At 70.0% G+C, this 25922-nt stretch carries 23 protein-coding genes; 14 read left to right on the top strand and 9 right to left on the bottom strand.

The window, feature by feature from the left end; translation table 11 throughout:
* Positions 1-39: 39 nt before the first annotated feature.
* From AB0C03_RS28275 to AB0C03_RS28305, 7 genes are all read left to right on the top strand, one after another.
* Entirely contained in the window at positions 40-1308 is a 1269-nt protein-coding gene (locus AB0C03_RS28275; RefSeq protein WP_030337844.1) for an ATP-binding protein, read from the top strand.
* Between the two features lie 2 nt (positions 1309-1310).
* Complete coding sequence (locus tag AB0C03_RS28280) at positions 1311-1997, top strand: response regulator (RefSeq protein WP_030337843.1); 687 nt, start codon at positions 1311-1313, stop codon at positions 1995-1997.
* 578 nt (positions 1998-2575) lie between these two features.
* Positions 2576-4213 carry a peptide ABC transporter substrate-binding protein gene (locus tag AB0C03_RS28285; RefSeq protein ID WP_030337842.1) on the top strand — a complete coding sequence of 546 codons (1638 nt, stop codon included), beginning with the start codon at positions 2576-2578 and terminating at the stop codon, positions 4211-4213.
* Positions 4214-4361: 148 nt separating this feature from the next.
* Positions 4362-5288 carry an ABC transporter permease gene (locus AB0C03_RS28290; protein ID WP_030337841.1) on the top strand — a complete coding sequence of 309 codons (927 nt, stop codon included), beginning with the start codon at positions 4362-4364 and terminating at the stop codon, positions 5286-5288.
* A complete protein-coding gene (locus AB0C03_RS28295) occupies positions 5281-6249 on the top strand; it encodes an ABC transporter permease (RefSeq protein ID WP_357639993.1) in 969 nt (322 codons plus the stop codon). The genes AB0C03_RS28290 and AB0C03_RS28295 overlap by 8 nt, the downstream gene beginning before the upstream one ends.
* A gap of 26 nt (positions 6250-6275) precedes the next feature.
* A complete protein-coding gene (locus AB0C03_RS28300) occupies positions 6276-7304 on the top strand; it encodes an ABC transporter ATP-binding protein (protein WP_030337839.1) in 1029 nt (342 codons plus the stop codon).
* Positions 7297-8310 carry an ABC transporter ATP-binding protein gene (locus tag AB0C03_RS28305; protein ID WP_357639996.1) on the top strand — a complete coding sequence of 338 codons (1014 nt, stop codon included), beginning with the start codon at positions 7297-7299 and terminating at the stop codon, positions 8308-8310. Before AB0C03_RS28300 ends, AB0C03_RS28305 begins: the two co-directional genes overlap by 8 nt.
* A gap of 130 nt (positions 8311-8440) precedes the next feature.
* Here the strand turns inward: AB0C03_RS28305 and AB0C03_RS28310 are convergent, their stop codons facing one another.
* Positions 8441-8830 (bottom strand): chorismate mutase, encoded by a 390-nt coding sequence (locus AB0C03_RS28310; protein WP_030337837.1) that lies wholly within the window; start codon positions 8828-8830, stop codon positions 8441-8443.
* 326 nt (positions 8831-9156) lie between these two features.
* Here AB0C03_RS28310 and pcrA point away from each other — a divergent pair, with 326 nt between their 5' ends.
* Entirely contained in the window at positions 9157-11562 is a 2406-nt protein-coding gene (gene pcrA, locus AB0C03_RS28315; RefSeq protein ID WP_357640000.1) for a DNA helicase PcrA, read from the top strand.
* A gap of 98 nt (positions 11563-11660) precedes the next feature.
* Here pcrA and AB0C03_RS28320 read toward each other — a convergent pair whose 3' ends face one another.
* Both AB0C03_RS28320 and AB0C03_RS28325 read right to left on the bottom strand, forming a co-directional pair.
* On the bottom strand, positions 11661-12431 hold the full coding sequence (locus AB0C03_RS28320; RefSeq protein ID WP_030337835.1) for a M23 family metallopeptidase: 771 nt from the start codon (positions 12429-12431) through the stop codon (positions 11661-11663).
* A 273-nt stretch (positions 12432-12704) separates the two neighbouring features.
* On the bottom strand, positions 12705-13412 hold the full coding sequence (locus AB0C03_RS28325; protein ID WP_030337834.1) for a M23 family metallopeptidase: 708 nt from the start codon (positions 13410-13412) through the stop codon (positions 12705-12707).
* 473 nt (positions 13413-13885) lie between these two features.
* On the opposite strand from AB0C03_RS28325, the gene icmB reads away from it, so the two are divergent.
* From icmB to sucD, 3 genes are all read left to right on the top strand, one after another.
* Complete coding sequence (gene icmB / locus AB0C03_RS28330) at positions 13886-14290, top strand: coenzyme B12-dependent isobutyryl CoA mutase small subunit (protein WP_030337833.1); 405 nt, start codon at positions 13886-13888, stop codon at positions 14288-14290.
* 425 nt (positions 14291-14715) lie between these two features.
* Entirely contained in the window at positions 14716-15894 is a 1179-nt protein-coding gene (sucC, locus tag AB0C03_RS28335; protein ID WP_030337832.1) for an ADP-forming succinate--CoA ligase subunit beta, read from the top strand.
* A 2-nt stretch (positions 15895-15896) separates the two neighbouring features.
* Positions 15897-16784: a succinate--CoA ligase subunit alpha gene (gene sucD, locus AB0C03_RS28340; RefSeq protein ID WP_030337831.1), complete on the top strand. Its 888-nt coding sequence runs from the start codon at positions 15897-15899 to the stop codon at positions 16782-16784.
* Between the two features lie 73 nt (positions 16785-16857).
* Here the strand turns inward: sucD and AB0C03_RS28345 are convergent, their stop codons facing one another.
* Positions 16858-17124, bottom strand: a complete 267-nt coding sequence (locus AB0C03_RS28345) for a hypothetical protein (RefSeq protein WP_030337830.1) — start codon at positions 17122-17124, stop codon at positions 16858-16860.
* 200 nt (positions 17125-17324) lie between these two features.
* Here AB0C03_RS28345 and AB0C03_RS28350 point away from each other — a divergent pair, with 200 nt between their 5' ends.
* A complete protein-coding gene (locus tag AB0C03_RS28350) occupies positions 17325-18614 on the top strand; it encodes a cell division protein PerM (RefSeq protein ID WP_030337829.1) in 1290 nt (429 codons plus the stop codon).
* A 54-nt stretch (positions 18615-18668) separates the two neighbouring features.
* On the opposite strand, the gene AB0C03_RS28355 is transcribed toward AB0C03_RS28350, so the two are convergent.
* Entirely contained in the window at positions 18669-19223 is a 555-nt protein-coding gene (locus AB0C03_RS28355) for a DUF4190 domain-containing protein (protein WP_030337828.1), read from the bottom strand.
* 290 nt (positions 19224-19513) lie between these two features.
* Between AB0C03_RS28355 and purN the strand changes: the two genes are divergently transcribed.
* Both purN and purH read left to right on the top strand, forming a co-directional pair.
* A complete protein-coding gene (purN, locus tag AB0C03_RS28360; RefSeq protein WP_030337827.1) occupies positions 19514-20134 on the top strand; it encodes a phosphoribosylglycinamide formyltransferase in 621 nt (206 codons plus the stop codon).
* Positions 20131-21702 (top strand): bifunctional phosphoribosylaminoimidazolecarboxamide formyltransferase/IMP cyclohydrolase, encoded by a 1572-nt coding sequence (gene purH / locus AB0C03_RS28365; protein WP_357640006.1) that lies wholly within the window; start codon positions 20131-20133, stop codon positions 21700-21702. The genes purN and purH overlap by 4 nt, the downstream gene beginning before the upstream one ends.
* Positions 21703-21871: 169 nt before the next feature.
* Here purH and AB0C03_RS28370 read toward each other — a convergent pair whose 3' ends face one another.
* Genes AB0C03_RS28370 through AB0C03_RS28385 form a run of 4 tightly spaced genes read right to left on the bottom strand, consistent with a single transcriptional unit; the run spans position 21872 to position 25838 of the window.
* Positions 21872-22906: an ABC transporter ATP-binding protein gene (locus AB0C03_RS28370; protein ID WP_357640009.1), complete on the bottom strand. Its 1035-nt coding sequence runs from the start codon at positions 22904-22906 to the stop codon at positions 21872-21874.
* Positions 22887-23918, bottom strand: coding sequence for an ABC transporter ATP-binding protein (locus tag AB0C03_RS28375; protein ID WP_030338351.1), 1032 nt, complete (start codon positions 23916-23918; stop codon positions 22887-22889). The genes AB0C03_RS28370 and AB0C03_RS28375 overlap by 20 nt, the downstream gene beginning before the upstream one ends.
* 6 nt (positions 23919-23924) lie before the next feature.
* Positions 23925-24881, bottom strand: coding sequence for an ABC transporter permease (locus AB0C03_RS28380; RefSeq protein ID WP_357640012.1), 957 nt, complete (start codon positions 24879-24881; stop codon positions 23925-23927).
* Between the two features lie 18 nt (positions 24882-24899).
* Positions 24900-25838: an ABC transporter permease gene (locus AB0C03_RS28385; RefSeq protein ID WP_030338354.1), complete on the bottom strand. Its 939-nt coding sequence runs from the start codon at positions 25836-25838 to the stop codon at positions 24900-24902.
* Between the last annotated feature and the right edge of the window lie 84 nt (positions 25839-25922).

Here is a 25922-nt window from a genome sequence, read left to right on the forward strand (position 1 = left end):
TGTGACGATCGAGTCACCGACCTCGACCTGTCCGCCACCGTGACCAGGGAGCCTCCGATCAGCAGCACCGTGACCCCACCCCCGCGGCTCTACCGCGCCCCCGAGCACCGGATGGCCGCCGGCGTCGCCGCCGGTATCGCCGACCACCTCGGCATCTCGGTGTTGCGGGTGCGCGTCGCGTTCATGGTCCTGCTCGGGCTGAGCGGGCTCGGTCTGCTGCTCTACGCGGCCTTCTGGGCGGTGGTGCCGCTGCGTCCCGGTGACACTGCGGTGCCGCCCCGGCGGGATGTCGCCCAACTCCTGCCGTTCGTGGGGATCGGGCTCGGTGTCCTGCTGATCCAGGTGATGGTCTTCGACTCGGTGGGCGCGGCGGGCACCGCCGGCTGGTTGGTGGCGATCATCGCGGTCGGCGCCGGCGTCATCTGGCACCAGTCCGCGCCCGAGCGGCGGCGGCAGTGGGGCGACGCGATGCCGGTGCCCTGGCTCGGCGCGGTCGTCGAGGAGAGCGACCGCCGGGCCTTCGTGCTCCGGTTCATCGGCGGTGGAGTGCTGGTCGCGGTCGGCATCATCGGTGTCGCGGCCGTCTACTCGCCGGCACAGAACTTCGACGCGGTGATCAACGGCGTGATCTTCGCGCTGGTCGGGCTGGCGGGCGTCGGCGTGGTCGCCGCGCCGGTGCTCTGGCGGACGTACAGCCAGCTCCGCTCGGAGCGCGAGGGGCGCATCCGCGAGCAGGAGCGGGCCGAGTTGGCCGCCATGGTGCACGACCAGGTGCTGCACACGTTGGCCCTGATCCAGCGCAACGCCGGTGACGTGAAGACCGTGCAGCGGCTGGCCCGAGGGCAGGAGCGTTCGCTGCGCAACTGGCTCTACAAGCCCACCGCCTCGCCGAGCGAGCGCTTCGCCGCCGCCCTGGAGCAGGCCGCGGCCGAGGTCGAGGACACCTTCGCGATCAGCGTGGAGACGGTGGTGGTCGGCGATCGGGAGACCGACGAGAAGGTCGGGGCACTGGTGGCGGCCGCCCGCGAGGCTCTGGTGAACGCGGCCCGGCACGCCGGCGTGCAGACCGTGTCGCTCTACGCCGAGGTGGAGCCGGATCAGGTCAGCGTCTTCGTTCGGGACCGGGGGAAGGGCTTCGATCCGGATACCGTGGAGGACCACCGGCACGGCGTACGCGGCTCGATCATCGGGCGGATGAAGCGGCACGGCGGACGGGCCGAAATCCGGTCCGGCCCGGGGGAGGGGACCGAGGTCCGGTTGATCCTGCCGATCTCCCGGGACTCGTCCGCAGCGGAAAGGAACAGATGACCATGGCCGAGCAGTCGACCGAGCACCTCGACCCGGCGGATGCCCGCCCCGAGCGGCTGCGGGTGTTCCTGGTGGACGATCACGCCATGTTCCGGGCCGGGGTGCGCGCGGAGTTGGGCGCCCACGTGGAGGTGGTGGGCGAGGCGAGCACGGTGGCCGAGGCGGTCACCCGGATCGCCGCCGTCGGCCCGGACGTGGTCCTGCTCGACGTGCACATGCCCGACGGTGGCGGTCGCGCGGTGCTGGAGGCGATGCGGCGTACCCATCCGCAGGTCAAGTTCCTGGCGTTGAGCGTCTCCGACGCGGCGGAGGACGTGATCGGGCTGATCCGTGCCGGTGCCCGGGGGTACGTCACCAAGACCATCTCCCCGGACGAGTTGGCTGCCGCGATCCGTCGGGTGGCCGACGGCGACGCGGTGTTCAGCCCACGGCTGGCCGGGTTCGTGCTGGATGCCTTCGCGGCCCGGCCGGACGCCCCGGTGGCCGACCCGGAGCTGGACCAGCTCACCAACCGTGAGCGGGAGGTGCTGCGGCTGCTGGCCCGGGGCTACGCGTACAAGGAGATCGCCAAGGAGCTGTTCATCTCCATCAAGACGGTGGAGACGCACGTGTCCAACGTGCTGCGCAAGCTCCAGATGTCCAACCGTTACGAGCTCTCCCGGTGGGCGGCGGATCGCCGGCTCGTCTGACGTGGGTCGCCAGCGGCGAGGATCAGAGAAACGTCCGGCGCACCCTCGTCCACCCAGCCGGTGATCGTGGCCGGGTAGTCCTGGGCACCCTCATCCGGATGGCTCGAAACGTGAGTGGTGACGGACGTCCCACCGGGCCCGGGTGACCTCGGGGACGCGCACGGGCTGAGGCCTCGTGTTCGGGCGGCGCAACGTATTTCCTGCTCAACGCTGCCTGCGGCGACCGTTTTATGATCATTTTTCAAGTATCGGCAACGTGGCGGGCAACTAACGGCTTGATAACGGCACCTTCACGGAAGCGGCCAGTGGGTGTCACAGTGGCAGCACCTCACCATCGGTGTGTGGCACTCCGTACGCCCCACGACCACGAATCTGCCGATCACGGCGGCCCGTGGCTGTGTCGGTTGCGTCGTGTCGCGCCTCGTTGGTGAGGGAGCCCGGCGGATCGGAACATCAGGGGTGTCCCCAACTTCCCTGTGGTCCCGGCGACCCGCGCCCCGGGGTGGTCGGGCGGTGTCACCCCCAAACGTGCGTGAAACCCACGACGGAACCTGGTTAGAAAGAGGAGGCCCCTCGGAATGAGAGTCTCGAAGCGGGCGACGAGCGCCATCGCGCTCAGCGCGGCTGCCGCGCTTGTCGCGAGCGGTTGCTCGAGCGGCGGCGACGGCGATACTGCCGCCAGCGCGGACGGCTCGATCGTTGTGCACGGCGTCCAGCCGGAGAACCCGCTGGTCCCGTCGAACACCACGGAGACCGGCGGCGGGAAGATCGTCGACTGGCTGTGGACCGGCCTGGTCGAGTACCCGAACGACGGTGGGGCCCCGCGTAACGCGCTGGCGGAGTCCATCAACACCACGGACTCCAAGGTCTTCACGATCAAGATCAAGGCCGGTACCAAGTTCCACGACGGTACCGAGGTCAAGGCGAAGAACTTCGTCGACGCCTGGAACTGGGCCGCCTACTCGCCGAACGGCGCGCAGAACGGCACCTTCTTCGCCGACATCGCGGGCTTCGACCAGACCTACACCACGGACCCGGACGGCCCGGACGGCCCGAAGAAGGCTCCGACGCCGTCGACCGACAAGATGTCCGGCCTGAAGGTCATCGACGAGCAGACCTTCGAGGTCACGCTGTCGGCGCCGACCGCGGTCTTCCCGACCAAGCTCGGCTACAGCGCCTTCATGCCGCTGCCGGACGTGTTCTTCACCATGAAGCCCGAGGAGTTCGGCCGCAAGCCGATCGCCAACGGCCCGGTGAAGTTCGTGTCGTGGGAGGACAACTCCCTCATCAAGCTGACGCGCTTCGACGACTACAATCTTCGCGACAAGATGAAGATCAAGGACGTCGACGTCAAGCTGTACCAGGACGACAACGCCGCCTACGCCGACCTGCTGGCGAACAACCTCGACTTCATGGAGGTTGTCCCCACCTCGGCGCTCGCCGGTGACAAGTGGAAGACCGACCTCGGTGACCGGGGCCGCTCGACCGTCACGCCGTCGACCGCGTTCATCGCGTTCCCGATCTACGACAAGCGCTTCCAGAACCCGAAGCTGCGTCGTGCCGTGTCGCTGGCGGTCAACCGGCAGGAGATCTCGGACAAGATCTTCTTCGGCACCCGCAAGCCGGCCGACAGCTGGGCGAACCCGCTGACCCCGGGCGCCAAGCCGGGCAACTGCACCGCCTGCAAGTTCGACCCGGAGACGGCCAAGACGCTGCTCGCCGAGGCCGGTGGCTTCACCGGTGAGATGGTCTTCTACTACAACGCGGACTCCGCCCACAAGGACTGGATGGACGCCGTCGCGCAGCAGATCAAGACCAACCTCAACATCAACGCTCGGGCTGAGGGCGTGCCGACCTTCGCGGTCTTCCGCCAGAACATCAACGCCCACACCATGAAGGGCCCGTACCGCGCTGCCTGGCAGCAGGACTACCCGGACGTGGAGAACTGGGTGAACCCCCTGTTCGTCACCAACGGCTCCTCCAACGACGGTCTGTACAGCAACCCCGAGGTCGACGCGCTGGCCAAGCAGGCCAGCGGCGCGCCGAGCCTGGAGGCCTCGCACGAGGCGTTCGCCAAGGCCGTCGAGAAGGTCGACCAGGACGTCCCGAGCATCCCGGTCTACTTCTACGGCCAGCAGTCCGGCCACTCGGAGAAGATCAAGAAGCTCGAGCTGAACAACGTCGGCGAGATCGACATCACCTCGGTCGAGCTCTGATCCGAACGGTCTGACCCCGGGTCGGGCTCGCCACATCCGGTGAGCCCGACCCGGGGCCGTTCCGCGAGTGGGTGTTACAACGCTCCACTCGCACGTTGTCACCACCGTGTCGGCCGTCCGACGCGCCCCCTGTCTGGAGGACCACCCCATGGGCCGTTATCTGTTGAGACGGCTGCTCCAACTCGTGCCGGTCTTCATCGGTACGACGTTCCTGATCTACTGGCTCGTCTGGGCCGTCCCCGGTGACCCGTTCGCCGGCAAGTGCGGTGAGCGCCGCTGCCCGGACCAGTACATCGCCTTCATGACCGAGAAGTACCACCTCGACCAGAACGTCTTCGTGCAGTACGGCAGCTACATGAAGAACCTGCTCCAGGGCGATTTCGGTCAGACCTTCTCGCAGCGCGAGATCAGCGACATCATCATGACCTCGTACCCGAACACGCTGAAGCTGGCGCTCGTGGCGCTCGCCATCGAGGCGATCATCGGCCTCGGTGCCGGCGTGCTGAGCGGCCTGCGGCGTAACGGCTTCCTGGACAACCTGGTCCTGGTCTCCACCCTCTTCCTGATCGCGCTGCCGGTCTTCGTGGTCGGCTTCGTGCTGCAGTGGCTGCTGGGTGTGCAGTGGGGCATCATCAAGCCGACCGTCTCCTCGGAGATGCGGTGGTCCGAGCTGATCGTGCCGGGCTTCGTGCTCGGTAGCGCGTCGGTGGCGTACATCGCCCGGGTGGCTCGAACGAGCATCGCGGAGAACCGTCGCGCGGACTACGTGCGTACCGCCATCGCCAAGGGCCTGCCGATGCGCCGGGTGGTGGGTGTGCACCTGCTGCGCAACTCGCTCATCCCGGTGGTGACCCTGCTCGGCACCGACCTCGGTGCCCTGATGGGTGGCGCGATCGTCACCGAGGGAATCTTCGGCATCAACGGAATCGGCCGCCAGGTCTTCCGGGCGATCATCACCAAGGAAAGCGCCACGGTGGTAGGAATCGTGGTCGTCCTGGTGCTGGTCTATCTCGTGATGAACCTGCTGGTTGACCTGCTCTACGCCGCCCTGGACCCGAGGATCCGTTATGAGTGACCCGAGTACCGCATCGATCGTCAGCACCCCTGGCGCACACCCGACCGACTCCGCCGCCCCCGCCACCGCGGGTCAGCCGCAGAGCAACGAGAAGCCGCGCGGCCTGCTCGCCGACGCCTGGCGTGACCTGCGGCGCAAGCCGCTGTTCTGGATCTCGGCCACGCTGATCCTGGTCTTCCTGCTGATGGCGGCGTTCCCGGCGCTCTTCGCCCCGGGCGACGCGGTCAACGGTTCGCTGTCCCGCAGCCTCGACAAGCCGTCGGCCAATGGCTGGTTCGGCTACGACGTGCAGGGCCGTGACGTCTACGCCCGGGTCATCTACGGCGCACGGGCTTCCGTCGTGGTCGCCGTGCTCTCCGTGCTGGGCACCCTGCTCATCGGCGGAACGATGGGCATCATCTCCGGCTACCGCGGTGGCTGGGTGGACGCGCTGCTGAGCCGGATCGCCGACGTCTTCTTCGGTCTGCCCTTCGTGCTCGGCGCGATCGTCATCCTGACCACGTTCAACGGGTCGGGCTCCGGCAACAGCAAGGCCCAGATCATGGGCCTGGTGATCGCGTCGCTGATCGTGCTGAGCTGGCCGGTCGTGATGCGGCTGATGCGCTCCTCGGTGCTCGCCACCAAGGAGGCCGACTACATCGTGGCGGCCCGCGCACTGGGTGCCGGCACCGGCCGGATCATCCTCAAGCACCTGCTGCCGAACTGCCTGGCCCCGCTGCTGGTCTACGGCACGATCATGGTCGGCTCGTTCATCGGCGCCGAGGCCACGCTGTCGTTCCTGGGCGTCGGTCTGAAGTCGCCGGTGGTGTCCTGGGGCATCATGATCAGTGATGGGCAGCAGTTCGTCCGGGTCGCGCCGGGGCTGGTGTTCTTCCCCGCCGCGTTCCTCGTCACCGCCGTGCTGAGCTTCGTGATGCTCGGTGAGTCGGTCCGCGAGGCCCTCGATCCGAAACTCCGCTAGGGGAGATCCAGTTGTCCGACATTCTCGTGTCCGAGCAGTCAGCGCCGGGATCCGGCGGGTCCGGGCGTCCCTCCGGTCGGCTGCTCGAGGTCGACGACCTGCGGGTGGAGTTCCGTACCCGGGACGGCGTCGCAAAGGTCATCAACGGGGTCACGTACCACGTCGACGCGGGGGAGACCCTCGCCGTGCTCGGCGAGTCCGGCTCCGGTAAGAGCGTCACGGCGCAGACCATCATGGGCATCCTCGACACGCCGCCGGGCTTCGTGACCGGTGGGCAGGTCCGCTTCCACGGCAAGGACATGCTGCGCATGTCCGACGAGGAGCGCCGCCGCATCCGCGGCGAGGGCATCGCGATGATCTTCCAGGACGCGCTCTCCGCGCTGAACCCCGTCTTCACCGTCGGGTTCCAGATCGCCGAGCAGTTCCGGGTCCGGCGGGGCATGGGTCGCGCGGAGGCCAAGAAGCGCGCGATCGACATGCTCGACCAGGTCAAGATCCCGAACGCCAAGGGTCGGTTCAACAACTACCCGCACCAGTTCTCCGGCGGTATGCGGCAGCGCGCGATGATCGCGATGTCGCTGGCGCTCGACCCGGAGGTGCTGATCGCGGACGAGCCGACCACCGCTCTCGACGTGACCGTGCAGGCCCAGATCATGGACCTGCTGGCCGAGCTCCAGCGTGAGCGGCAGATGGGCATGATCCTGATCACCCACGACCTCGGCGTGGTCGCCGACGTCGCGGACCGGATCGCGGTCATGTACGCGGGCCGGATCGTCGAGGAAGCGGACGTGTACGACCTGTACGCCAAGCCGGCGCACCCGTACACGATGGGTCTGATCGACTCGATCCCGCGGATGGACGAGAAGGGGCAGCAGCTCCGGACGATCAAGGGCCTCCCGCCGAACCTGATGAACATCCCGCCGGGCTGCCCGTTCAACCCGCGCTGCCCCATGGCTCAGCCGGTGTGTCGGGAAAAGGTCCCGCCGCTGCTGCAGGTGGGCAATGCCCGGGCCAGCGCCTGCCACTTCGCCGAGGAGCTGGTGAACCGTGTCTGAGAACATCCTCGAGGTCCGTGACCTGGTCAAGCACTACCCCGTGACGCAGGGTGTGGTGTTCAAGAAGACCGTCGGTCAGGTCAAGGCGGTCGACGGGGTCTCCTTCGATCTGCGCGCCGGCGAGACGCTCGGCGTGGTCGGCGAGTCCGGCTGCGGCAAGTCGACGCTCGCCCGGGTGCTGATGAACCTGGAGAAGCCGACCGAAGGCAGCGTCCTCTACAAGGGTCAGGACATCTCCAAGCTCTCCGGTGGTGCGCTGCGGCGCCTGCGCCGGCAGATCCAGCTGGTCATGCAGGACCCGTACACCTCGCTGAACCCGCGGATGACCGTCGGTGACCTGCTCGGTGAGCCGTTCGAGATCCACCCGGAGGTGGCGCCGAAGGGCAGCCGCCGGGCCAAGGTCAGGGAGCTGCTCGACCTGGTCGGGCTCAACCCCGAGCACATCAACCGGTACCCGCACCAGTTCTCCGGCGGTCAGCGTCAGCGCATCGGCATCGCCCGTGCGCTCGCGCTGCGGCCCGAGATCATCGTCTGCGACGAGCCGGTGTCGGCGCTCGACGTCTCCATCCAGGCCCAGGTCATGAACCTGCTGGAGCAGCTGCAGGGCGAGTTCGGGCTGTCGTACGTCTTCATCGCGCACGACCTGTCGGTGGTCCGCCACCTCTCGGACCGGGTCGCGGTGATGTACCTCGGCAAGATCGTGGAGATCGGCACCGAGGACGAGATCTACGAGCGGCCGACCCACCCGTACACCCAGGCTCTGCTCTCCGCGGTGCCGGTGCCGGACCCGACGCAGCGGCACAACAAGACGATCATCCGGCTCACGGGTGACGTGCCGTCGCCGATCAGCCCGCCCTCGGGCTGCCGGTTCCGGACCCGCTGCTGGAAGGCGCAGGACGTCTGCGCCGAGCAGGTCCCGCTGCTGGAGATCCGGCCGGGCTCGGACCACCCGAGCGCCTGCCACTTCGCCGAGAAGCGCGAGATCGTCGCCACCCACGAGGTGTGAGTCACCGAAACCGCCTGCCGCCGTCATCGCGACGACGGCAGGCGGTTTCGTCTGTCAGTGACCCCTGGACGAGTGCTGCACGCGGCCATGGTTCAGCGCGTCGGGTGATCCGACCGCCGGCCGGTGTGGCTCACAGCGGGCCGCGGCCGGCGCGGAGCAGCAGCAGGGCCAGCTGGGTGCCGTCGGCGCCGAGCGCGACCCGGAACCGCTCCAGGATCTCCCGTTCCCGGGAGAGCACCAGGCGGGTCCCACCGGACGCCATCCGGGTCGCCCCGACCTCCTGGGACAACGCGGCCCGCTCCTGCCAGAGCGTGATCAACGCGTTGTCGATCTCGTCGATCCGTTCCCTGATCTGCACGATCCGCGCGGAGGCGGACGGCTCCTCGGTGCCGGTCTGCTGCTCGGCCGGTTCGGTGTGCCCACCCGTCGGCGGTGTGGCCGCCACCGGCCCAGCGCCCTGCGCTGCGGGCTGCCCCGGTCGGGTCGGGCCGCCGCTCTGCTCCATCACGTCTGTCATCATCGGGTACCTCTCGCAGTGTGGTGCCCGGTGCCCGGAACCTGGGACGGAAAAAGCCCCGGACTCCAGGAGCCCGGGGCTTTAGCAGGTCTGAATCGATCAGGCGCGACCTACGACAGCCGGACTCCCGGTGCCATAGTAAAAGTAGTAGCGCGCAGCGATCACGCCGTCGAGTATGCCCACGTCGTTGCCCGGCGCGCAAGCAGTCCGGGTCGAGAAGGGCAGCTTTCCCGACGGTGGGCGCACCCGGTGGTGGTGCGCGGTGTCGGGCACGAGCCGCTGAGCGCCGAAGGCACAGTGTCGGGCCGGCGGCATAGACTTGTCGGGCGATGCATCCTCTCTTCGACATCCCCGCGTCCCCGCCTGCGCCGGAGTCCGCGCCGGCCCGCCCGCACCGACCCGGGGCGGTCGCCGCGCGTCTCGATCCGCAGCAGCTCCTCGACGGGCTGAACGGGCCGCAGCGCGACGCCGTCAGTCATGCCGGCTCGCCGCTGCTGATCGTGGCCGGCGCCGGGTCGGGCAAGACCCGGGTGCTCACGCACCGGATCGCCTACCTGCTCGCCGCTCGGGACGTGCACCCCGGTGAGATCATCGCGATCACCTTCACCAACAAGGCCGCCGGCGAGATGAAGGAGCGCGTCGCCGCGCTGGTGGGCCCCCGGGCCCGCCTGATGTGGGTGTCGACGTTCCACTCGGCCTGCGTGCGGATCCTGCGCGCCGAGCACGAGCACGCCGGCCTCAAGTCGACGTTCTCGATCTACGACGCGGACGACTCCCGCCGGCTGATGCAGTTGGTGACCCGCGAGCTGGATCTCGACCCGAAGCGCTACCCGGCGCGAGGGCTCGCCGCCCAGGTCTCCAACCTCAAGAACGAGCTGGTCGACCCGGAGCAGTTCGCGGCGCGGGCCACCGGCCCCAACGAGCGGGCACTGGCCGAGGCGTACACGCTCTACCAGCGCCGGTTGCGTGAGGCGCACGCCCTGGACTTCGACGACCTGATCATGACCACGGTGCACCTGCTCCAGTCCCACCCGCACGTCGCGGAGAGCTACCGGCGGCGGTTCCGGCACGTGCTGGTGGACGAATACCAGGACACCAACCACGCCCAGTACGTCCTGATCAAGGAGTTGGTCTCCGGCACCGACGGGTTGGCGCCCGCCGAGCTGTGCGTGGTCGGCGACGCCGACCAGTCGATCTACGCGTTCCGGGGTGCGACGATCCGCAACATCCTGGAGTTCGAACGGGACTTCACCGACGCCCGGACGATCCTGCTGGAGCAGAACTACCGCTCCACCCAGACGATTCTCAACGCGGCCAACGCGGTGATCGACCGCAACACCTCCCGCAAACCCAAACGGCTGTGGAGCGAGGCCGGCGCCGGCGAGCAGATCGTCGGCTACGTGGCCGACACCGAGCACGCCGAGGCCGACTGGGTGGCCCGCGAGATCGACCGGCTGGTCGACGCCGACGAGACCCGCCCCGGCGATGTGGCGGTCTTCTACCGCACCAACGCCCAGTCCCGCGTCTTCGAGGAGGTGTTCATCCGCGTCGGCCTGCCCTACAAGGTGGTCGGCGGGGTGCGCTTCTACGAGCGCAAGGAGGTCCGCGACGCCCTGGCGTACCTGCGTTCGGTGGTCAACGACGACGACACGGTGAGCCTGCGGCGGGTGCTCAACACCCCGCGCCGGGGGATCGGCGACCGGGCCGAGGCGTGTGTCGAGGCGCTCTCCAGCCGTGATCGGATCTCCTTCGGCGCGGCCCTGCGCCGGGCCCGGGAGGCGCCGGGCATCTCCAGCCGGGCGGCGAACGGCATCGCCGACTTCGTGGCGCTGCTCGACGGCGCCCGTGAGCTGGCCGAGACCGGCACCCCCGAGGAGGTGCTGGAGGCGCTGCTGACCCGCTCCGGCTACCTCACCGAGCTGGAGGAGAGCCTGGACCCGCAGGACGCCGGTCGGGTGGACAACCTCCAGGAACTGGTCAGCGTCGCCCGCGAGTACACCGAGCGGATCGAGGCGCTCGGCGCCGACGGGGAGCGGGCCACCCTGGCCGGCTTCCTGGAGCAGGTGGCGCTGGTCGCCGACGCCGACCAGATCCCCTCCGACGACCCCGACCACCAGGGCGTGGTCACCCTGATGACGTTGCACACCGCCAAGGGGCTCGAGTTCCCGGTGGTCTTCCTGACCGGGTTGGAGGACGGCGTCTTCCCGCACCTGCGCTCGCTCGGCGACACCCGCGAGCTGGAGGAGGAGCGCCGGCTGGCGTACGTCGGCATCACCCGCGCTCGGCAGCGGCTCTACCTCTCCCGGGCGGTGACCCGCTCGGCCTGGGGGCAGCCGTCCTACAACCCGCCGTCGCGCTTCCTGGAGGAGTTGCCGACCGAGTTGGTGCACTGGGAGCGCACCGAGGGGTCGTACACCTCGTGGGCCGGCGGGGGCGGCGGCGTCGGCGGCCGTGCGGACCGCGCGCCCGGCGGCCGTGGCACCTTCACCGGTGGCACGCCGAAGGCGGCGCAGCTGGCCCAGCGGCTCGGCGTGGACGCCAGCCGGCTGACCACGGCCAGCGAGCTGCCGCAGGGGCCGAAGGTGTCAGCGGGCGACCGGGTCAATCACCAGCGGTACGGGCTGGGCCGGGTGCTCGCCGTCGAGGGCCACGGCCCGGGTGCCCGCGCGCAGATCGACTTCGGCGACCAGACCATGTGGCTGGTGCTTCGGCACGCCCCGGTCGACAAGCTCTGACCCGGCACGCCGGAGATCGCACCAGATCAGGGAAAGAGTGGTCTCAGCGCTGTCTGAGGCCACTCTTTCCCTGATGTTGTTCCGGAGACGTGCAGGCGTCAGCAGCCCAGGTCGACGCCGCGCGCCCGCATGAACGGGGCCGGATCGATCTGGTTCCACATGCCCTGGTGCACCTCGAAGTGCAGGTGCGGGCCGGTGGCGTCGCCGGTGGCGCCCTCGTAGCCGATGACCTGGCCGGCCTTGACCGCCTGCCCGACCGTGACCGCGATGCGGCTCTGGTGGGCGTAGTGGGTCAGGTAGCCGTTGCCGTGGTCGACGAAGACGGAGTTGCCGTACCCGTCGGAGGCGTCGCCGGCCTGGGTCACGGTGCCCGCGGCGGCGGCGCGGATCGGCGTACCGGAGGGCAGCGCCAGGTCGATACCGGCGTGCAGGGTGCCCCAGCGCTGCCCGTAGCAGGAGGTGACGGCTGCTCCCGGCATCGGGTTGACCCAGGCAGGCGCGGGCTTGGTGGTCTTCTTCGGCTTCGGCTTGGCCTTCGCGACGGCCGTCCTGGTGGGGGTCGGGCTGGCGCTGACCGCGGACGGGCTCGGCGTCGGGCTGATCGAGGGGGTGGCCGGCGCGCTCGACTCGCGTACCGAGCGGTCGGCCCGGCCCGCGGCCTCGGCCCGGGACTGGGTGTCGAGGGAGACGGCGGCGGGTGCCGGGTGGTCGGTGCCGCTGGTGGCGACGGCGACCCCACCGAGGCCGAGGGCTACCAGGGCGGCGGCCCCGAGCACGATGAGGCGGTTCCGTCGGCCGGTGCGCCGCGGCTGCGCGGTCTGGCTGGTGTCGGGGGTGTTCTCGTTCTGGACGGGGCTGTCTTCCTGCACGGCGGACCTTCACAGTCGAGGGGCACTTGACCTCGAAATACTGGTGTCGGGCCGAGTTGCGGCAGGCGCGGGGACCGAACGGTCGGAGCACCAACGGACGGCCGGCTGCCCGGATATGACCCGCTCTGGTGCGCTACTTCCGGAAAAGTGATCATGTTTGCCCGTGGCATCGGTCACAATCGCCGCTGTGACCCGGGATACATCAGCCAGAGCCGCCGCACGAAAAACCGCCCGGATCGACAGATCCGGGCGGTCAACGGTCGTGACGAAGCGTCAGGAGGCGGCTACCTCGCTGTAAATTGCCTCGACTTGCAGCTTGATGTCCACTCCGCGCTCCTGGAGGAACGGCACCGGGTCCTTCGGCTGCCCCTTGACATGGATCTCCAGGTGCAGGTGGGTGCCGTACGCGTGGCCGGTCTGACCCACCAGGCCGAGCTGGTCGCCCGCCTTGACCTGCTGGCCTTCCTTCACGCTGACCGCGGAGGAGTGGCCGTAGATGGCCTCGCTGCCGTCGGCGTGCTGGACGATCACCGCGTTGCCGTACCCGCCGAACCAGCCGGCCTTGGTGACCAGGCCATCGTGGATCGCCACATAGGGAGTGCCCTCGGCGGCGACCAGGTCGACGCCGGTGTGCAGCTTGCCCCAGCGCATCCCGTACGGGGAGTTGAAGTCGTAGCCCTGCAGCGGCAGCAGCCAGACCTCGGGCTCGGCGCTGTCCTCCTTGCGGCTGTCCCGGGAGGCGCGGTCGGCGTTCTCCGAACGGGCAGCGGCATCCTGGCTGGTGACCGACGCCTGCTTGAGCTCGTCGAGGACCGACGGGCTGACGTCCTTGGCGTCCGGCAGGGCGCTTGCGCCGAGGGCCACGATGCCGGCACCGACGAACGCGGTGGTGACGACAGCGGCGTAACGGCTGCGGGGTGGGGTGGGTACGCGGCGGCGACCGCGATATCGATCGGGCTCAGACGACAGGCGCTGGCGCACGCACACCCTCCGTTGTCGGGGTTCCGAAGCGGCCGGTGGGCGTCCTCTGAAGTTCCAGTGAACGTCCGCTGACCGCGTCGTCACCCGTCCATGGACCTGATGACAACCGTGGACACGTTAGCCATTCGCCAGGCGAGTCACAAGCTAGAGCGAGAAATTGGCGTGTCGATCTGTCCGTTTGCGTCCATGATTGTCATGCATCGCGACGCCGAACGGTGCCCCCGTCGCTGCCCGTTCGTCGCCGAGCGTGACCGTTCCGGCGGACTCGTCCGGCTTGACTCCGCACCGCGCCGGGATCGTGTCGACGGCACTGTCCAGGAGGTGGCGGGAGGGTTCGCGGCCTGAGCACCCGGGGTTGCCGGGCGGCTGCGCCGGGTAACGGCCGGTGACGGAGCCCGGATTTCCCGGGCCGGGCCCGCCGGGTTACCGTTCGTTAAGGTGAAGGCGGTCAAGCCGGTGAAAGGTGTGCGCTGATGAGCTCTCGTATCCGGGTCGTCGTCGCGAAGCCTGGCCTGGACGGCCACGACCGAGGCGCGAAGGTCGTCGCGCGCGCCCTGCGGGACGCCGGGATGGAGGTCGTCTACACCGGCCTGCACCAGACTCCCGAGCAGATCGTGGAAACCGCCATCCAGGAGGACGCCGACGCGGTCGGCCTGTCCGTGCTCTCCGGCGCGCACATGACGCTCTTCCGGCGGGTGCTGGAACTGCTCGCTGAGCGGGACGCCCGCGACATCGTCGTGTTCGGCGGCGGCATCATTCCGAACGGCGACATTCCCGAGTTGGAGAAGCTGGGCGTGGCGAAGATCTTCACGCCGGGCGCCACCACTCAGGCGATTGTCGACTGGGTCCGGCAGAACGTGGCCCAGCCGGTTTCCTGAGAAACACGCCAGGCGACCGGATCTGGGCACGGGGGAGGGGCCGGACGCACCCCTCACACGTCCGGCCCCTCTATGCACGATGCCCCGCCGCCACCCCTCGACCGACAGGGCATCGGCCGTCTCCCGTCATTGCGCTGTTCAGCGCTCCGACATCTGACTCAACGACGCCCCCACGGCAGGGTTACGCAAGCCGGACAACATCGCTCGGACGGTGGATGTCACCCGGGTGATGACCGGAAACCGGCCACACCTGATGTCCGGTTGTGCATTACCGCACACCGTGCACCCGCTCGGTTGCCGGCGGTGCCGACCTCGCTAGGCTGCGGCCAATGGCCTGTTTCAACTGATGACAGGCGTCAAACTGTTTTCTGAACGCTGGTGGCGGCGCGACGGCGCGCCGCGGAGACGGGACGGGACGCGCAATCGTGGACCTGTACGAGTACCAGGGGCGGGACCTGTTCGAGCGGCACGGCTTGCCCGTGCTGGCCGGCGGCGTCGCCACTACCCCGGAAGAGGCCCGCGCGATCGCCGAACGCCTCGGCGGCCGTGTGGTCGTCAAGGCGCAGGTAAAGGTCGGCGGCCGAGGTAAGGCCGGCGGCGTCAAGCTGGCCGAGGGCCCGGATGAGGCGGTGGCTCGGGCCACCGACATCCTCGGCATGGACATCAAGGGTCACACCGTCCACAAGGTCATGATCACCGTGACCGCGGACGTGGCCGAGGAGTACTACTTCTCGTACCTGCTCGACCGGGCGAACCGCACCTTCCTCTGCATCGCCAGCGTCGCCGGCGGCATGGACATCGAGCAGGTCGCCGCCGACACCCCCGACAAGGTCGTGAAGGCCCCGATCGACGCCGTGAAGGGCGTGGACGAGGCCAAGGCCCGCGAGATCGTGACCGCTGCCGGCTTCCCGACCGCTGTCGCCGACCAGGTGGTCGAGATCGCCGTCGGCCTGTGGCAGGCGTTCGTCGCCGAGGACGCCACCCTGGTCGAGGTCAACCCGCTCGCCAAGAACGGCGACGGTCGGATGCTGCTGCTCGACGCCAAGATCAGCCTGGACGAGAACGCGGCGTTCCGGCACCCGGACCACGAGGCCCTGGTCGACCAGGCCGCTGTGGACCCGCTGGAGCAGGCCGCCAAGGCCAAGGACCTCAACTACGTCAAGCTCGACGGCGAGGTCGGCATCATCGGCAACGGTGCGGGTCTGGTCATGTCGACCCTCGACGTGGTCGCGTACGCCGGTGAGCGGCACGGCAACGTCAAGCCGGCCAACTTCCTCGACATCGGCGGCGGCGCGAGCGCCGCGGTGATGGCGAACGGGCTGGAGATCGTGCTCTCCGACCCGGCCGTGAAGAGCGTCTTCGTCAACGTCTTCGGCGGCATCACCGCCTGCGACGAGGTCGCCAACGGCATCATCCAGGCGCTGGCCCTGCTGGAGCAGCGCGGCGAGCGGGTCACCAAGCCGCTCGTCGTCCGGCTCGACGGCAACAACGCCGAGGCTGGCCGGGCGATCCTGGACAGCGCGAACAACCCGCTCGTGCAGCGGGTGGACACCATGGACGGTGCGGCCGAGCGGGCCGCCGAGCTGGCAGCTGCGGGGGTCTGATCATGGCTATCTGGCTGACCAAGGACTCGAAGGTCATCGTCCAGGGGATGACCGGTTCCGAGGGTTCCAAGCACACCCGGCGGATGCTGGCCGCCGGCACCAACGTGGTGGGCGGCGTCAACCCGCGCAAGGCGGGCCAGACTGTCGACTTCGACGGCACCGAGCTGCCGGTCTTCGCGTCCGTGGCGGACGCGATGGCCGAGACCGGGGCCGACGTCACCGTCATCTTCGTGCCGCCGCAGTTCACCAAGGCCGCCGTGGTCGAGGCGATCGACGCCGCGATCCCGTTGGCGGTCGTGATCACCGAGGGCGTCCCGGTGCACGACACCGCGTCGTTCTGGGCGTACAACGTGGCGCAGGGCGAGCGGACCCGGATCATCGGGCCGAACTGCCCGGGCATCGCCTCGCCGGGCGCGTCCAACGCCGGCATCATCCCGGCCGACATCACCGGCTCCGGCCGGATCGGTCTGGTCAGCAAGAGCGGCACGCTGACCTACCAGATGATGTACGAGCTGCGCGACATCGGCTTCTCCACCTGCGTCGGCATCGGCGGCGACCCGATCATCGGGACCACCCACATCGACGCCCTCGCGGCGTTCGAGGCCGACCCGGAGACGGACGCCATCGTCATGATCGGTGAGATCGGTGGCGACGCCGAGGAGCGGGCCGCCGAGTTCATCAAGGCGAACGTCACCAAGCCGGTGGTCGGCTACATCGCCGGCTTCACCGCGCCTCCCGGCAAGACCATGGGTCACGCCGGGGCGATCATCTCCGGCTCGGCCGGCACCGCCGAGGCGAAGCAGGCGGCGCTGGAGGCGGTCGGCGTCAAGGTCGGCAAGACGCCGACCGAGACGGCGAAGCTGATGCGGGAGATCATGTCCGGCAGCTGAGCCGGTCAGGCAACACGAAGGGGGTCGACCGGTCGCGGTCGACCCCCTTCGGCGTACCTGTGCTCGCCGCCGGTCAGTCGTTGTTCCAGAACGGGTAGTTGCCGGTCGCCCGCAGGATCGCGCCGCCGATGATGTTGATCACGCCGAACGCGATGGCGAGGTAACCGAGCAACGGCGACTGCCCGTACCGCCGGGCGTCGCGGATGGACAGGTAGCCGAAGATGATGCCGAGGATGCCGCAGCAGATCAGCCCCAGCACGATGCCCAGCACGCCCCAGAGGGTGGTCCGGTCGCGTCCCTGCGCCGGTGGTGGCGGGGGAGGCGGGTATGGCGTCGTCACAACTTCCTCCGAACGCTCATGGGCGACGCGCCGGCCCGGACGCCGGCCGGCGGACCCGTCCCGGGTGGCGGCGACTCGCGCCCCCTCTGGGCCGAGGCTAGACCGGCCCGGGTGGGCAGGACGCCGGTTCGGTGAACTCGCGGTCCTTAGGAGGGGTTAACGGACTGCCACCGCCCGCGCGACGTGCCAGAGTAGAGCTGATGTCCCCCGTCACCCCTGATCGTCCCAGCCGTCCCGGCGGTGTGAGCGCCGACGACCGGCCGGTCGACCGTGCCGCGTCGGCCCGGCGGGTGCCCGCGCCCCGCGCGGGTGGGTCGCCGCGCGGGCGTGCGCCGTTGCCCGTCGCCGCCGGGGTGGCCGCCTGTTGGGCCGCGCTCACGTCCTACCTGCCGGTCGCCATCGTGCTCGGCCTGGTGCAGCTCGGCACGGACTCCACCACGCTGACCGGCACCCTGCGCACCGCGCTGGCCGGCTGGCTGCTCGGGCACGGTGTGCCCCTGCGCACCGAGTCCGGCCCGCTCGGGCTCGCCCCGCTCGCGCTGACGGTGCTCGCGCTCTGGCGGCTGACCCGTGCCGGCGTGCACGTCAGCCGGGCGATCGGCGCCCGCGACACCCGCTCGCCCCGTCGGGCACTGCTCGCCGCGGCTGCTGTCGGCATCGCGTACGCGCTGCTCGGCGCGCTCGCGGCGGTGCTGGTCGGCACCGGCGGACCGGAGGTGTCGCTGATCCGGGCGGGCGCCACGTTCGCGGTGGTCGGCACACTCGCCGCGCTGGTCGGCGCGGTCCGGATCACCGCCGTGACCCGGCTGCTCGTCGCAGGGCTGCCCGGCCCGGTGCGCGACGGTGTGCGCACCGGTCTGGTGGCCGGGCTGCTGCTGCTCGGCGCGGGCGCTGGCGCGGCCGGCCTGGCGGTGGCCACCGGCGGCGGCGACGCGGCCGACATGATCGGGGCGTACCGGACCGGGGTCGCCGGGCAGGCCGGCATCACACTGGTCAGCGTCGCCTACGCGCCCAACGCGGCGGTCTGGTCGACCAGTTACCTGCTGGGGCCGGGCTTCGCGGTCGGGACCGACACCGCGGTGCGCACCAGCGAGGTGTCGGTCGGCGCGCTGCCGGCCGTGCCGCTGCTCGCTGGCCTGCCGCGCGGCCCGGTGGACGGCTTCGGCGCGCTGCTGCTCGCGGTGCCGGTGCTGGCCGGAATGGTCGCCGGCTGGCTGCTCGCCCGTCGGGTGGCTCGACTCGCCGGGCCGGAGCGGGCCGCCGGACGCTGGGCCCAGTTGCTGGCACCGGCGGCGTTGGCCGGGCCGGTGGCCGGGGTGGTGCTCGGTGCGGCCGCCGCGGTCTCCGGTGGGCCGCTCGGCGCCGGTCGGCTGGCCCAGGTCGGGCCGGTGGGTTGGCAGGTCGGTGCGGTGGCGGCCGGTGTCATCGCGGCCGGCGCGCTCCTGGGCGCCGCCGCCACCCGCGTGCTGACCCGCAGGCCGGCACAGTAGACGAGCGCGGGGCGCCCCGGGTGAACCCGGAACGCCCCGTCGAATCCGAGCCCGTCAGGGCTGGGTGGGCAGGTTGACCTGCGCCACGACGCTCAGGATGAGCAGCAGGATGCCCAGCCCGACGCCGACCGCGCCGCAGATCAGACCGGCCTTGGCCTGGCCGGCGTTGTTGGCCTGGCCCTGCGCCACCTTCTGCTTGGCGAGATAACCGGTCACGATGCCCGCGATGCCGACCGGGATGCCCAGGTACAGGCAGCAGACCAGCGGGATCGACGCGATACCGAGGATCATCGACACCAGGCCGAGGGTGTTGTTCTGCCCCTGCGCCTGCGGGTACCCGGCGTTCGGGTACGTCGGGGCGCCGTACGGGGGCTGCTGCTGGGCGTACGGGTCCTGGTACGGCGGCTGCTGGCCGTACGGCTGCCCCGAGGTGGGCTGCTGACCGTACGGTGCCTGCGGTGCGGCGTACGGGTCCTGGTTGGGCTGCTGGCCGTACGGCTGTCCCGAGGTGGGCTGCTGGCCGTACGGGGCGGCCGGCGGCTGGGGAGCGGTCGGGTCCTGGTTGGGCTGCTGGCCGTACGGGTCCTGACCGGGGTTACCGGGCTGCATTCGAGAAGCTCCTTGAACTGGGTTCCGTCAGTTGGTGCTCTTTGTTTCCATCCATGATCGCGGTCAGTCCTCCCAATGCCCAGTGATGCGGCCGGAGGACATTCTTTCCCAAAGCACGTGAACAGCCCTTGTCGGCCGCTTCGTTGTGCCGGATCAGGGGCGGTGTGTGGGCTGGTGCGGCGTTCAGCCCGAGCGAGCGGCAGCGTACCGGGTCGAGGCACGTGGTCGCTGGTGATGACGGCGCGCCGCCCAGCCGATGGGCATCCCTGACCTGCCGATAGGGTGACCCGGTGACCGAGCCCGCGTCTGTCGCCCGCATCGTCGTCCTCATCTCCGGCTCCGGGAGCAACCTTCAGTCGCTGCTGGATGCCGCCGCCGACCCCGCGTACGGCGCGCAGGTCGTCGCGGTCGGCGCGGACCGCGACGGCATCGCGGGCCTGGACCGGGCCGAGGCGGCGGGGGTGCCGACGTTCGTGGAGCGGGTCCGCGACCACGACACCCGGGAGGCCTGGGACCGTGCGCTCACCGCGCACGTCGCGAAGCACCAACCCGACCTGGTCATCTCGGCCGGCTTCCTGAAGTTGGTCGGGCCGCACTTTCTCGCCGCCTTCGGCGACCGCTACCTGAACACCCACAACACGCTGCTGCCGGCGTTTCCCGGCATCCACGGCCCGCGTGACGCCCTCGCCTACGGCGTGAAGCTCACCGGGGCCACCCTCTTCTTCGTCGACGCCGGCATGGACACCGGGCCGATCGTCGCGCAGGTCGCGGTGCCGGTGCTGGACGACGACGACGTGGACACGCTCACCGAGCGCATCAAGGAAGCCGAGCGGCGCCAGCTCGTCGAGCAGGTCGGTCGCCTGGTCCGCGAAGGCTGGACCATCACCGGAAGGAAGGTCACGGTTCCGTGAGTCCCACTCAGGACGGGCGCCGCCCGATCAGGCGGGCGCTGGTCAGCGTCTACGACAAGACCGGGCTGGTCGAGCTGGCTCAGGCCCTGCACGCGGCCGGCGTGGAGATCGTCTCCACCGGCAGCACCGCGGGCACCATCGCCGCCGCCGGGGTGCCGGTGACGCCGGTGGAGACGGTGACCGGGTTTCCCGAGGTGCTCGACGGCCGGGTGAAGACCCTGCACCCGAAGGTGCACGCGGGTCTCCTCGCGGACCTGCGCAAGGACACGCACGTCACGCAGCTCGACGAGTTGGGCGTGGCGGCGTTCGACCTGCTGGTCTCCAACCTCTACCCGTTCCAGGCGACAGTCGCCTCCGGCGCCGGCGTCGAGGAGTGCGTGGAGCAGATCGACATCGGTGGCCCCGCGATGGTGCGGGCCGCCGCCAAGAACCACGCCTCGGTCGCCGTGCTCACCGACCCGGCCGGTTACCCGGCGCTGGTCGACGCGCTCAGCGAGGGTGGCTTCACACTGGCCCAGCGTCGTGCGCTGGCGGCACGGGCGTTCGCCGACATCGCCGAGTACGACGTGGCCGTCGCGCAGTGGTGCGCCCGGGAGTTGGCGCCGGCCGACGACTCCTGGCCGACGTTCACCGGTTCGGCGCTGCGTAAGTCGGCGGTGTTGCGCTACGGCGAGAACCCGCACCAGCCGGCAGCGCTCTACGTCGACCCGGACGCCCCGGCGGGGCTGGCCCAGGCGGAGCAGCTGCACGGCAAGGAGATGTCGTACAACAACTACGTCGACGCGGACGCCGCCTGGCGGGCCGCGAACGACTTCGCCGACCAGCCGGCGGTGGCGATCATCAAGCACGCCAACCCGTGCGGCATCGCCATCGGCGCTGACGTCGCCGAGGCGCACCGCCTGGCGCACGCCTGCGACCCGGTGTCGGCGTTCGGTGGCGTCATCGCTGTCAACCGGCCGGTCTCGGTCGAGCTGGCCCGGCAGGTCGCCGAGATCTTCACCGAGGTGGTGGTCGCCCCCGGTTTCGACGAGGGCGCGGTCGAGGTGTTGCAGGGCAAGAAGAACATCCGGCTGCTGCGGGCGCCGGCCTGGACGCCGGCCCGGGTGGAGGTGCGGCAGGTGACCGGTGGCGTGCTGGCCCAGGTCGCCGACCGGGTAAACGCCCCCGGTGACGATCCGGCCAACTGGCGGTTGGTGACCGGTGAGGCCGCCGACGAGGAGTTGCTGCGGGACCTCGCGTTCGCCTGGCGGGCGGTCCGCGCGGTGAAGAGCAACGCGATCCTGCTCGCCAAGGACGGCGCCACCGTCGGGGTCGGCATGGGTCAGGTCAACCGGGTCGACTCGGCGCAGCTGGCGGTCACCCGTGCCGGTGCCGACCGGGCCCGCGGCTCGGTCGCCGCCTCGGACGCGTTCTTCCCGTTCGCCGACGGGCCGCAGATCCTCATCGACGCCGGCGTCCGTGCCATCGTCCAGCCGGGCGGCTCGATCCGCGACGAAGAGGTCATCGAGGCGGCCAAGAAGGCCAACGTAACCATGTACCTAACGGGAACCCGCCACTTCTTCCACTAACCCCCCGCCCCCCGCCCCCCGCCCCCTGCCCCCGCCCCCCCGCCCCCCCGGGCCCCACCGCCCAACGGGTTGATCATGAGGTTGACGGGCGACAAGCCGGATGAAACGGCCCGTCAACCTCATGATCGCCGTGGGTGGGCGGCGGGCCGGGGTCGGCCGGGTGGGTGGGTCAGGCCGGGGTGGGGCGTAGTTCGGCGAAGTGGCAGGCGGAGGGGTGCGGGTCGGCCGCCCGGGGGACCGTTGCCGGGTCTTCCACGGCGCAGATCTCCTGGGCCTTCCAGCAGCGGGTCCGGAAGTGGCATCCGCTCGGCGGGTCGGCCGGGCTGGGCACGTCGCCGACCAGCCGGATCATGGTGCGCTGGTCCCGGGCCTCCGGGTCCGGCACCGGCACGGCAGAGAGCAGAGCCTGGGTGTACGGGTGGGTGGCCCGCTCGTAGATCTCGTCCTCGGTGCCGATCTCGACGATCCGACCGAGGTACATCACGGCGACGCGGTCGGCGATGTGCCGCACCACTGACAGGTCGTGCGCGATGAAGATGTACGAGAGCCCGAGCTCGCCCTGCAGCTGCTTGAGCAGGTTGATCACCTGCGCCTGGATGGAGACGTCCAGCGCCGACACCGGCTCGTCGCAGACGATCACCTCGGGCTTCAGCGCGAGCGCACGAGCGATGCCGATGCGCTGACGCTGACCGCCGGAGAACTGGTGCGGGTACCGGTTGATGTGCTCCGGGTTGAGCCCGACCAGGTCCAACAGCTCCTGGACCCGCTTGGCCTTGCTGCCCTTCGGCGCCGCATCCGGGTGGATCTCGAACGGCTCGCCGATGATGTCGCCGACCGTCATCCGCGGGTTCAGCGAGGTGTACGGGTCCTGCATGACCATCTGCATGTTGCGGCGCAACCGGCGCAGTTCGCCCCCGGAGGCCTTGAACAGGTCCCTGCCCTCCAGGGTGGCGCGCCCCGAGGTGGGCGTCTCCAGCCGCATCAGCAGCCGGGCGAGGGTGGACTTGCCGCAGCCGGACTCGCCGACCACGCCGAGCGTCTCGCCCCGACGCAGCTCGAAGCTCACCCCGTCGACGGCCTTCACCGCCCCGATCTGCCGCTGGAACAGCACGCCCTGAGTGATCGGGAAGTGCTTCACCAGGTTGTCGACGGAGAGGATGGTCTCGCCGCGGACCTTGGTGGGTTTAGCGGGCGACGCTGTCATCACGGACCTCCTGCGCGAAGTGGCAAGCGCTGGTCCGGCCGTCGCCGAGGACCAGGTCGTGCGGCACCTCGTCCACGCAGACCTGCTGCACGTACGGGCACCGGGGGTGGAACGGGCAGCCGGACGGGATGCGCATCAGGTTCGGCGGCAACCCCTTGATCGTCGACAGTTCCTGGCCGCGGACGTCCAGGCGCGGGATCGACTCCAACAACCCCTTGGTGTACGGGTGGGCGGGCGCCTTGTAGAGCGAGCGGACGTCGGCGTGCTCGACGATCCGGCCGGCGTACATGACCGCGATCCGGTCCGCGACACCGGCGACCACACCCAGGTCATGGGTGATCAGGATCATCGCCATGTTGAGTTCGCGGCGCAGGTCGGCGAGCAGGTCCATGATCTGGGCCTGCACCGTCACGTCGAGCGCCGTGGTGGGCTCGTCGGCGATCAGCACCTTCGGATCCAGCGCCAACGCCATGGCGATCATGACGCGCTGCCGCATACCGCCCGAGAACTGGTGCGGGTAGTCCCCGATCCGCTTGGCGGCACCCGGAATCTTGACCAGATCCATCAGCTCGATGGCACGACGTCGAGCGTCGGCCCGGGACATGCCGGCGCGCTGACGAAGCGTCTCACCGATCTGCCAACCGACCGGGAAGACCGGGTTGAGGGCGGAGAGCGCGTCCTGGAAGATCATCGCGATCTCCTTGCCGCGTACCTGCCGGCGCTGCTCCTCGGAGCGGGTGAGCAGGTCCTCGCCCTGGTAGAGGATCTGGCCGGAGCGGACGAACGCGGGCGGGGTGTCCAGGATGCCCATGATCGCCTGGGCGGTGACCGACTTGCCCGAGCCGGACTCGCCGAGCACCGCGAGGGTCTCGCCGGCGTCCAGGTGGTACGACACGCCGTTGATCACCCGGGCGACACCCTCGTTGGTGCGGAACTCGACGTGCAGGTCCCGCAACTCCAACAGGTGGCCGCCCTCGGGCGTGGCGGAGGCGGGCGTGGGATTGATGGTCATGAGGGATCACCGCAGCTTCGGGTCGAAGGCGTCACGGATCGCGTCGCCGAGCATGATGAACGCCAGCACTGTCAGCGCCAGGAAGGCCGACGGGACGATCAACGGGGTGGCCGCCTCCCGCATGTGGATCCGGCCGGTATCGATGTCCTGCCCCCACGAGATGGTGGGCGCCTTCAGGCCGATGCCGAGGAAGGAGAGCGTCGCCTCGGCCGCGATGAACGAGCCGAGCGCGATGGTCAGTACGACGATCGCCGGGGCCAGCGAGTTCGGGAGGATGTGCCGCCACATGATCCGGCTGTTGCCGGCACCGAGCATCCGGGCCGCCGCGACGTAGTCCTGCTCCTTCGCGGTGATCACCGACGACCGGACCACGCGGGCGGCGGTGGTCCAGCCGAGGAGGGCCAACACGAAGACGACAGCGCCGATGCGCGCCCACTGGCTGTCACTGGAGACCCGCTTGAGCAGCACGATCGCGGCCAGCAGCAGCGGGATGCCGAGCACCACGTCGATCACCCGGGAGAGCACCGCGTCGACCCAGCGGCCGAAGTAGCCGGCCAGCATGCCGACCACCAGCGCGATGATCCCGGTGCCGAGCGCGGCCAGGGCGCCGACCAGCAGCGACGCCCGGGTGCCGTAGACCGCCCGGGAGTACGTGTCGCAGCCCTGGAAGTCGTACCCGAAGATGGCTCCGCCGGACGGCCCGGCGTGCTGCCGGGAGAGCAGGCAGTCGTTCGGGCTGTTGGCGGTGAACACGCCGGGGAGCAGCGCCATCAGGGTGAAGATGACCACCAGCGCCAGCGAGATCCAGAAGATCGGGTTGCGGCGCAGGTCGCGCCAGGCGTCCCCGGCCAGGCTGCGGGGCTTGTTCGCGGCGCCGACCTGGTTGGGGGTTCCCGGCTCCCCCGAGGGGCCCCGTCGCGCGGCCTGGTTCTCGGTGGCCGCCACGGTCTCAAAGTCGCTCATGCCGGCACCTCGCTGCGGTCACTCATAGCGGATCCTCGGGTCGAGTACGGCGTACAGGACGTCCACCACCAGGTTCGAGACCAGGTAGACCACGACGAGCACGCTGACGATGCCCACCACCAGGGGGCCGTCCTCGGTGCGGATGCCGCGGAAGAGGTTGAAGCCCACGCCGGGGATGTTGAAGACGCCCTCGGTGATGATCGCGCCGCTCATCAGGTTGCCCAGTTCCACACCGAGGAAGGTGACCACCGGGATCAGCGAGTTGCGCAGCACGTGGACGATGACGATGCGCCGCTTGACCAGGCCCTTGGACCGGGCGGTCCGGACGTAGTCGGCGCGCAGGTTCTCCGCCACCGAGGCCCGGGTGAGTCGCAGGGCGGTGGCCAGCGACAGGGAGCCGAGCACGATGCCCGGCAGCAGGAGCGCGTAGAACGTCGGGTCGGAGCCGGCGGTGGGTGGGAAGAGTTGCCACTTGACGCCCAGGAGGTACTGCGCCAGCGGGGCCAGCACGATGGTCGGGATGCCCAGCACCAGCAGGGTCAGCACGAGCGTCGAGTTGTCGAAGATGCTGGCCCGGCGGATGCCGGCGAGCACACCGGCGGTGACGCCGAAGATGATCGCCACTGCGAGCGCGATGAGCGCGAGCCGCACGGTGACCGGCCAGGCCTGCTGGAGGATGTCGCCGATGTTCCGACCGGTGAGTGACTCGCCCAGATTGCCCTGGAGCAGGTTCTTCACGTAGTCGAAGTAGCGGTAGAAGAAGCCGCCGACGCCGGTGGCGTCCAGGTGGTACTTCTCGGTCAGGTACGCCCGTTGCGCCGGCGTCACCGGGCGTTCGCCGGCGAGCGCCTGGATCGGGTCGCCCTGCCCGGCGAATGTCAGCGCGTAGACGATCAGGGTGGTCCCGAAGAAGGCCAGGACCATCTGCAGTAGGCGCCGCAGGATGTAGCGGAACATGCTTAGCAGTCTCTCCGGAAATGTGCGAAAGGGTCGCAGGACGGCATCTCTGGTCGTACCCGAAATGTCGGAGACGTGCCGTCC

The sequence above is a fragment of the Micromonospora parva genome (assembly GCF_040649675.1).
Classification (GTDB): domain Bacteria; phylum Actinomycetota; class Actinomycetes; order Mycobacteriales; family Micromonosporaceae; genus Micromonospora; species Micromonospora parva.

Bases quoted from the DNA above. Each gene is read 5' to 3' on its own strand.
- AB0C03_RS28280 (WP_030337843.1), top strand. From the start codon at position 1,311: ATGGCCGAGCAGTCGACCGAGCACCTCGACCCGGCGGATGCCCGCCCC.
- AB0C03_RS28285 (WP_030337842.1), top strand. From the start codon at position 2,576: ATGAGAGTCTCGAAGCGGGCGACGAGCGCCATCGCGCTCAGCGCGGCT.
- AB0C03_RS28290 (WP_030337841.1), top strand. From the start codon at position 4,362: ATGGGCCGTTATCTGTTGAGACGGCTGCTCCAACTCGTGCCGGTCTTC.
- AB0C03_RS28295 (WP_357639993.1), top strand. From the start codon at position 5,281: ATGAGTGACCCGAGTACCGCATCGATCGTCAGCACCCCTGGCGCACAC.
- AB0C03_RS28310 (WP_030337837.1), bottom strand. From the start codon at position 8,830: ATGATGACAGACGTGATGGAGCAGAGCGGCGGCCCGACCCGACCGGGG.
- pcrA (WP_357640000.1), top strand. From the start codon at position 9,157: ATGCATCCTCTCTTCGACATCCCCGCGTCCCCGCCTGCGCCGGAGTCC.
- icmB (WP_030337833.1), top strand. From the start codon at position 13,886: ATGAGCTCTCGTATCCGGGTCGTCGTCGCGAAGCCTGGCCTGGACGGC.
- sucD (WP_030337831.1), top strand. From the start codon at position 15,897: ATGGCTATCTGGCTGACCAAGGACTCGAAGGTCATCGTCCAGGGGATG.
- AB0C03_RS28350 (WP_030337829.1), top strand. From the start codon at position 17,325: ATGTCCCCCGTCACCCCTGATCGTCCCAGCCGTCCCGGCGGTGTGAGC.
- AB0C03_RS28355 (WP_030337828.1), bottom strand. From the start codon at position 19,223: ATGCAGCCCGGTAACCCCGGTCAGGACCCGTACGGCCAGCAGCCCAAC.
- AB0C03_RS28370 (WP_357640009.1), bottom strand. From the start codon at position 22,906: ATGACAGCGTCGCCCGCTAAACCCACCAAGGTCCGCGGCGAGACCATC.
- AB0C03_RS28375 (WP_030338351.1), bottom strand. From the start codon at position 23,918: ATGACCATCAATCCCACGCCCGCCTCCGCCACGCCCGAGGGCGGCCAC.
- AB0C03_RS28380 (WP_357640012.1), bottom strand. From the start codon at position 24,881: ATGAGCGACTTTGAGACCGTGGCGGCCACCGAGAACCAGGCCGCGCGA.
- AB0C03_RS28385 (WP_030338354.1), bottom strand. From the start codon at position 25,838: ATGTTCCGCTACATCCTGCGGCGCCTACTGCAGATGGTCCTGGCCTTC.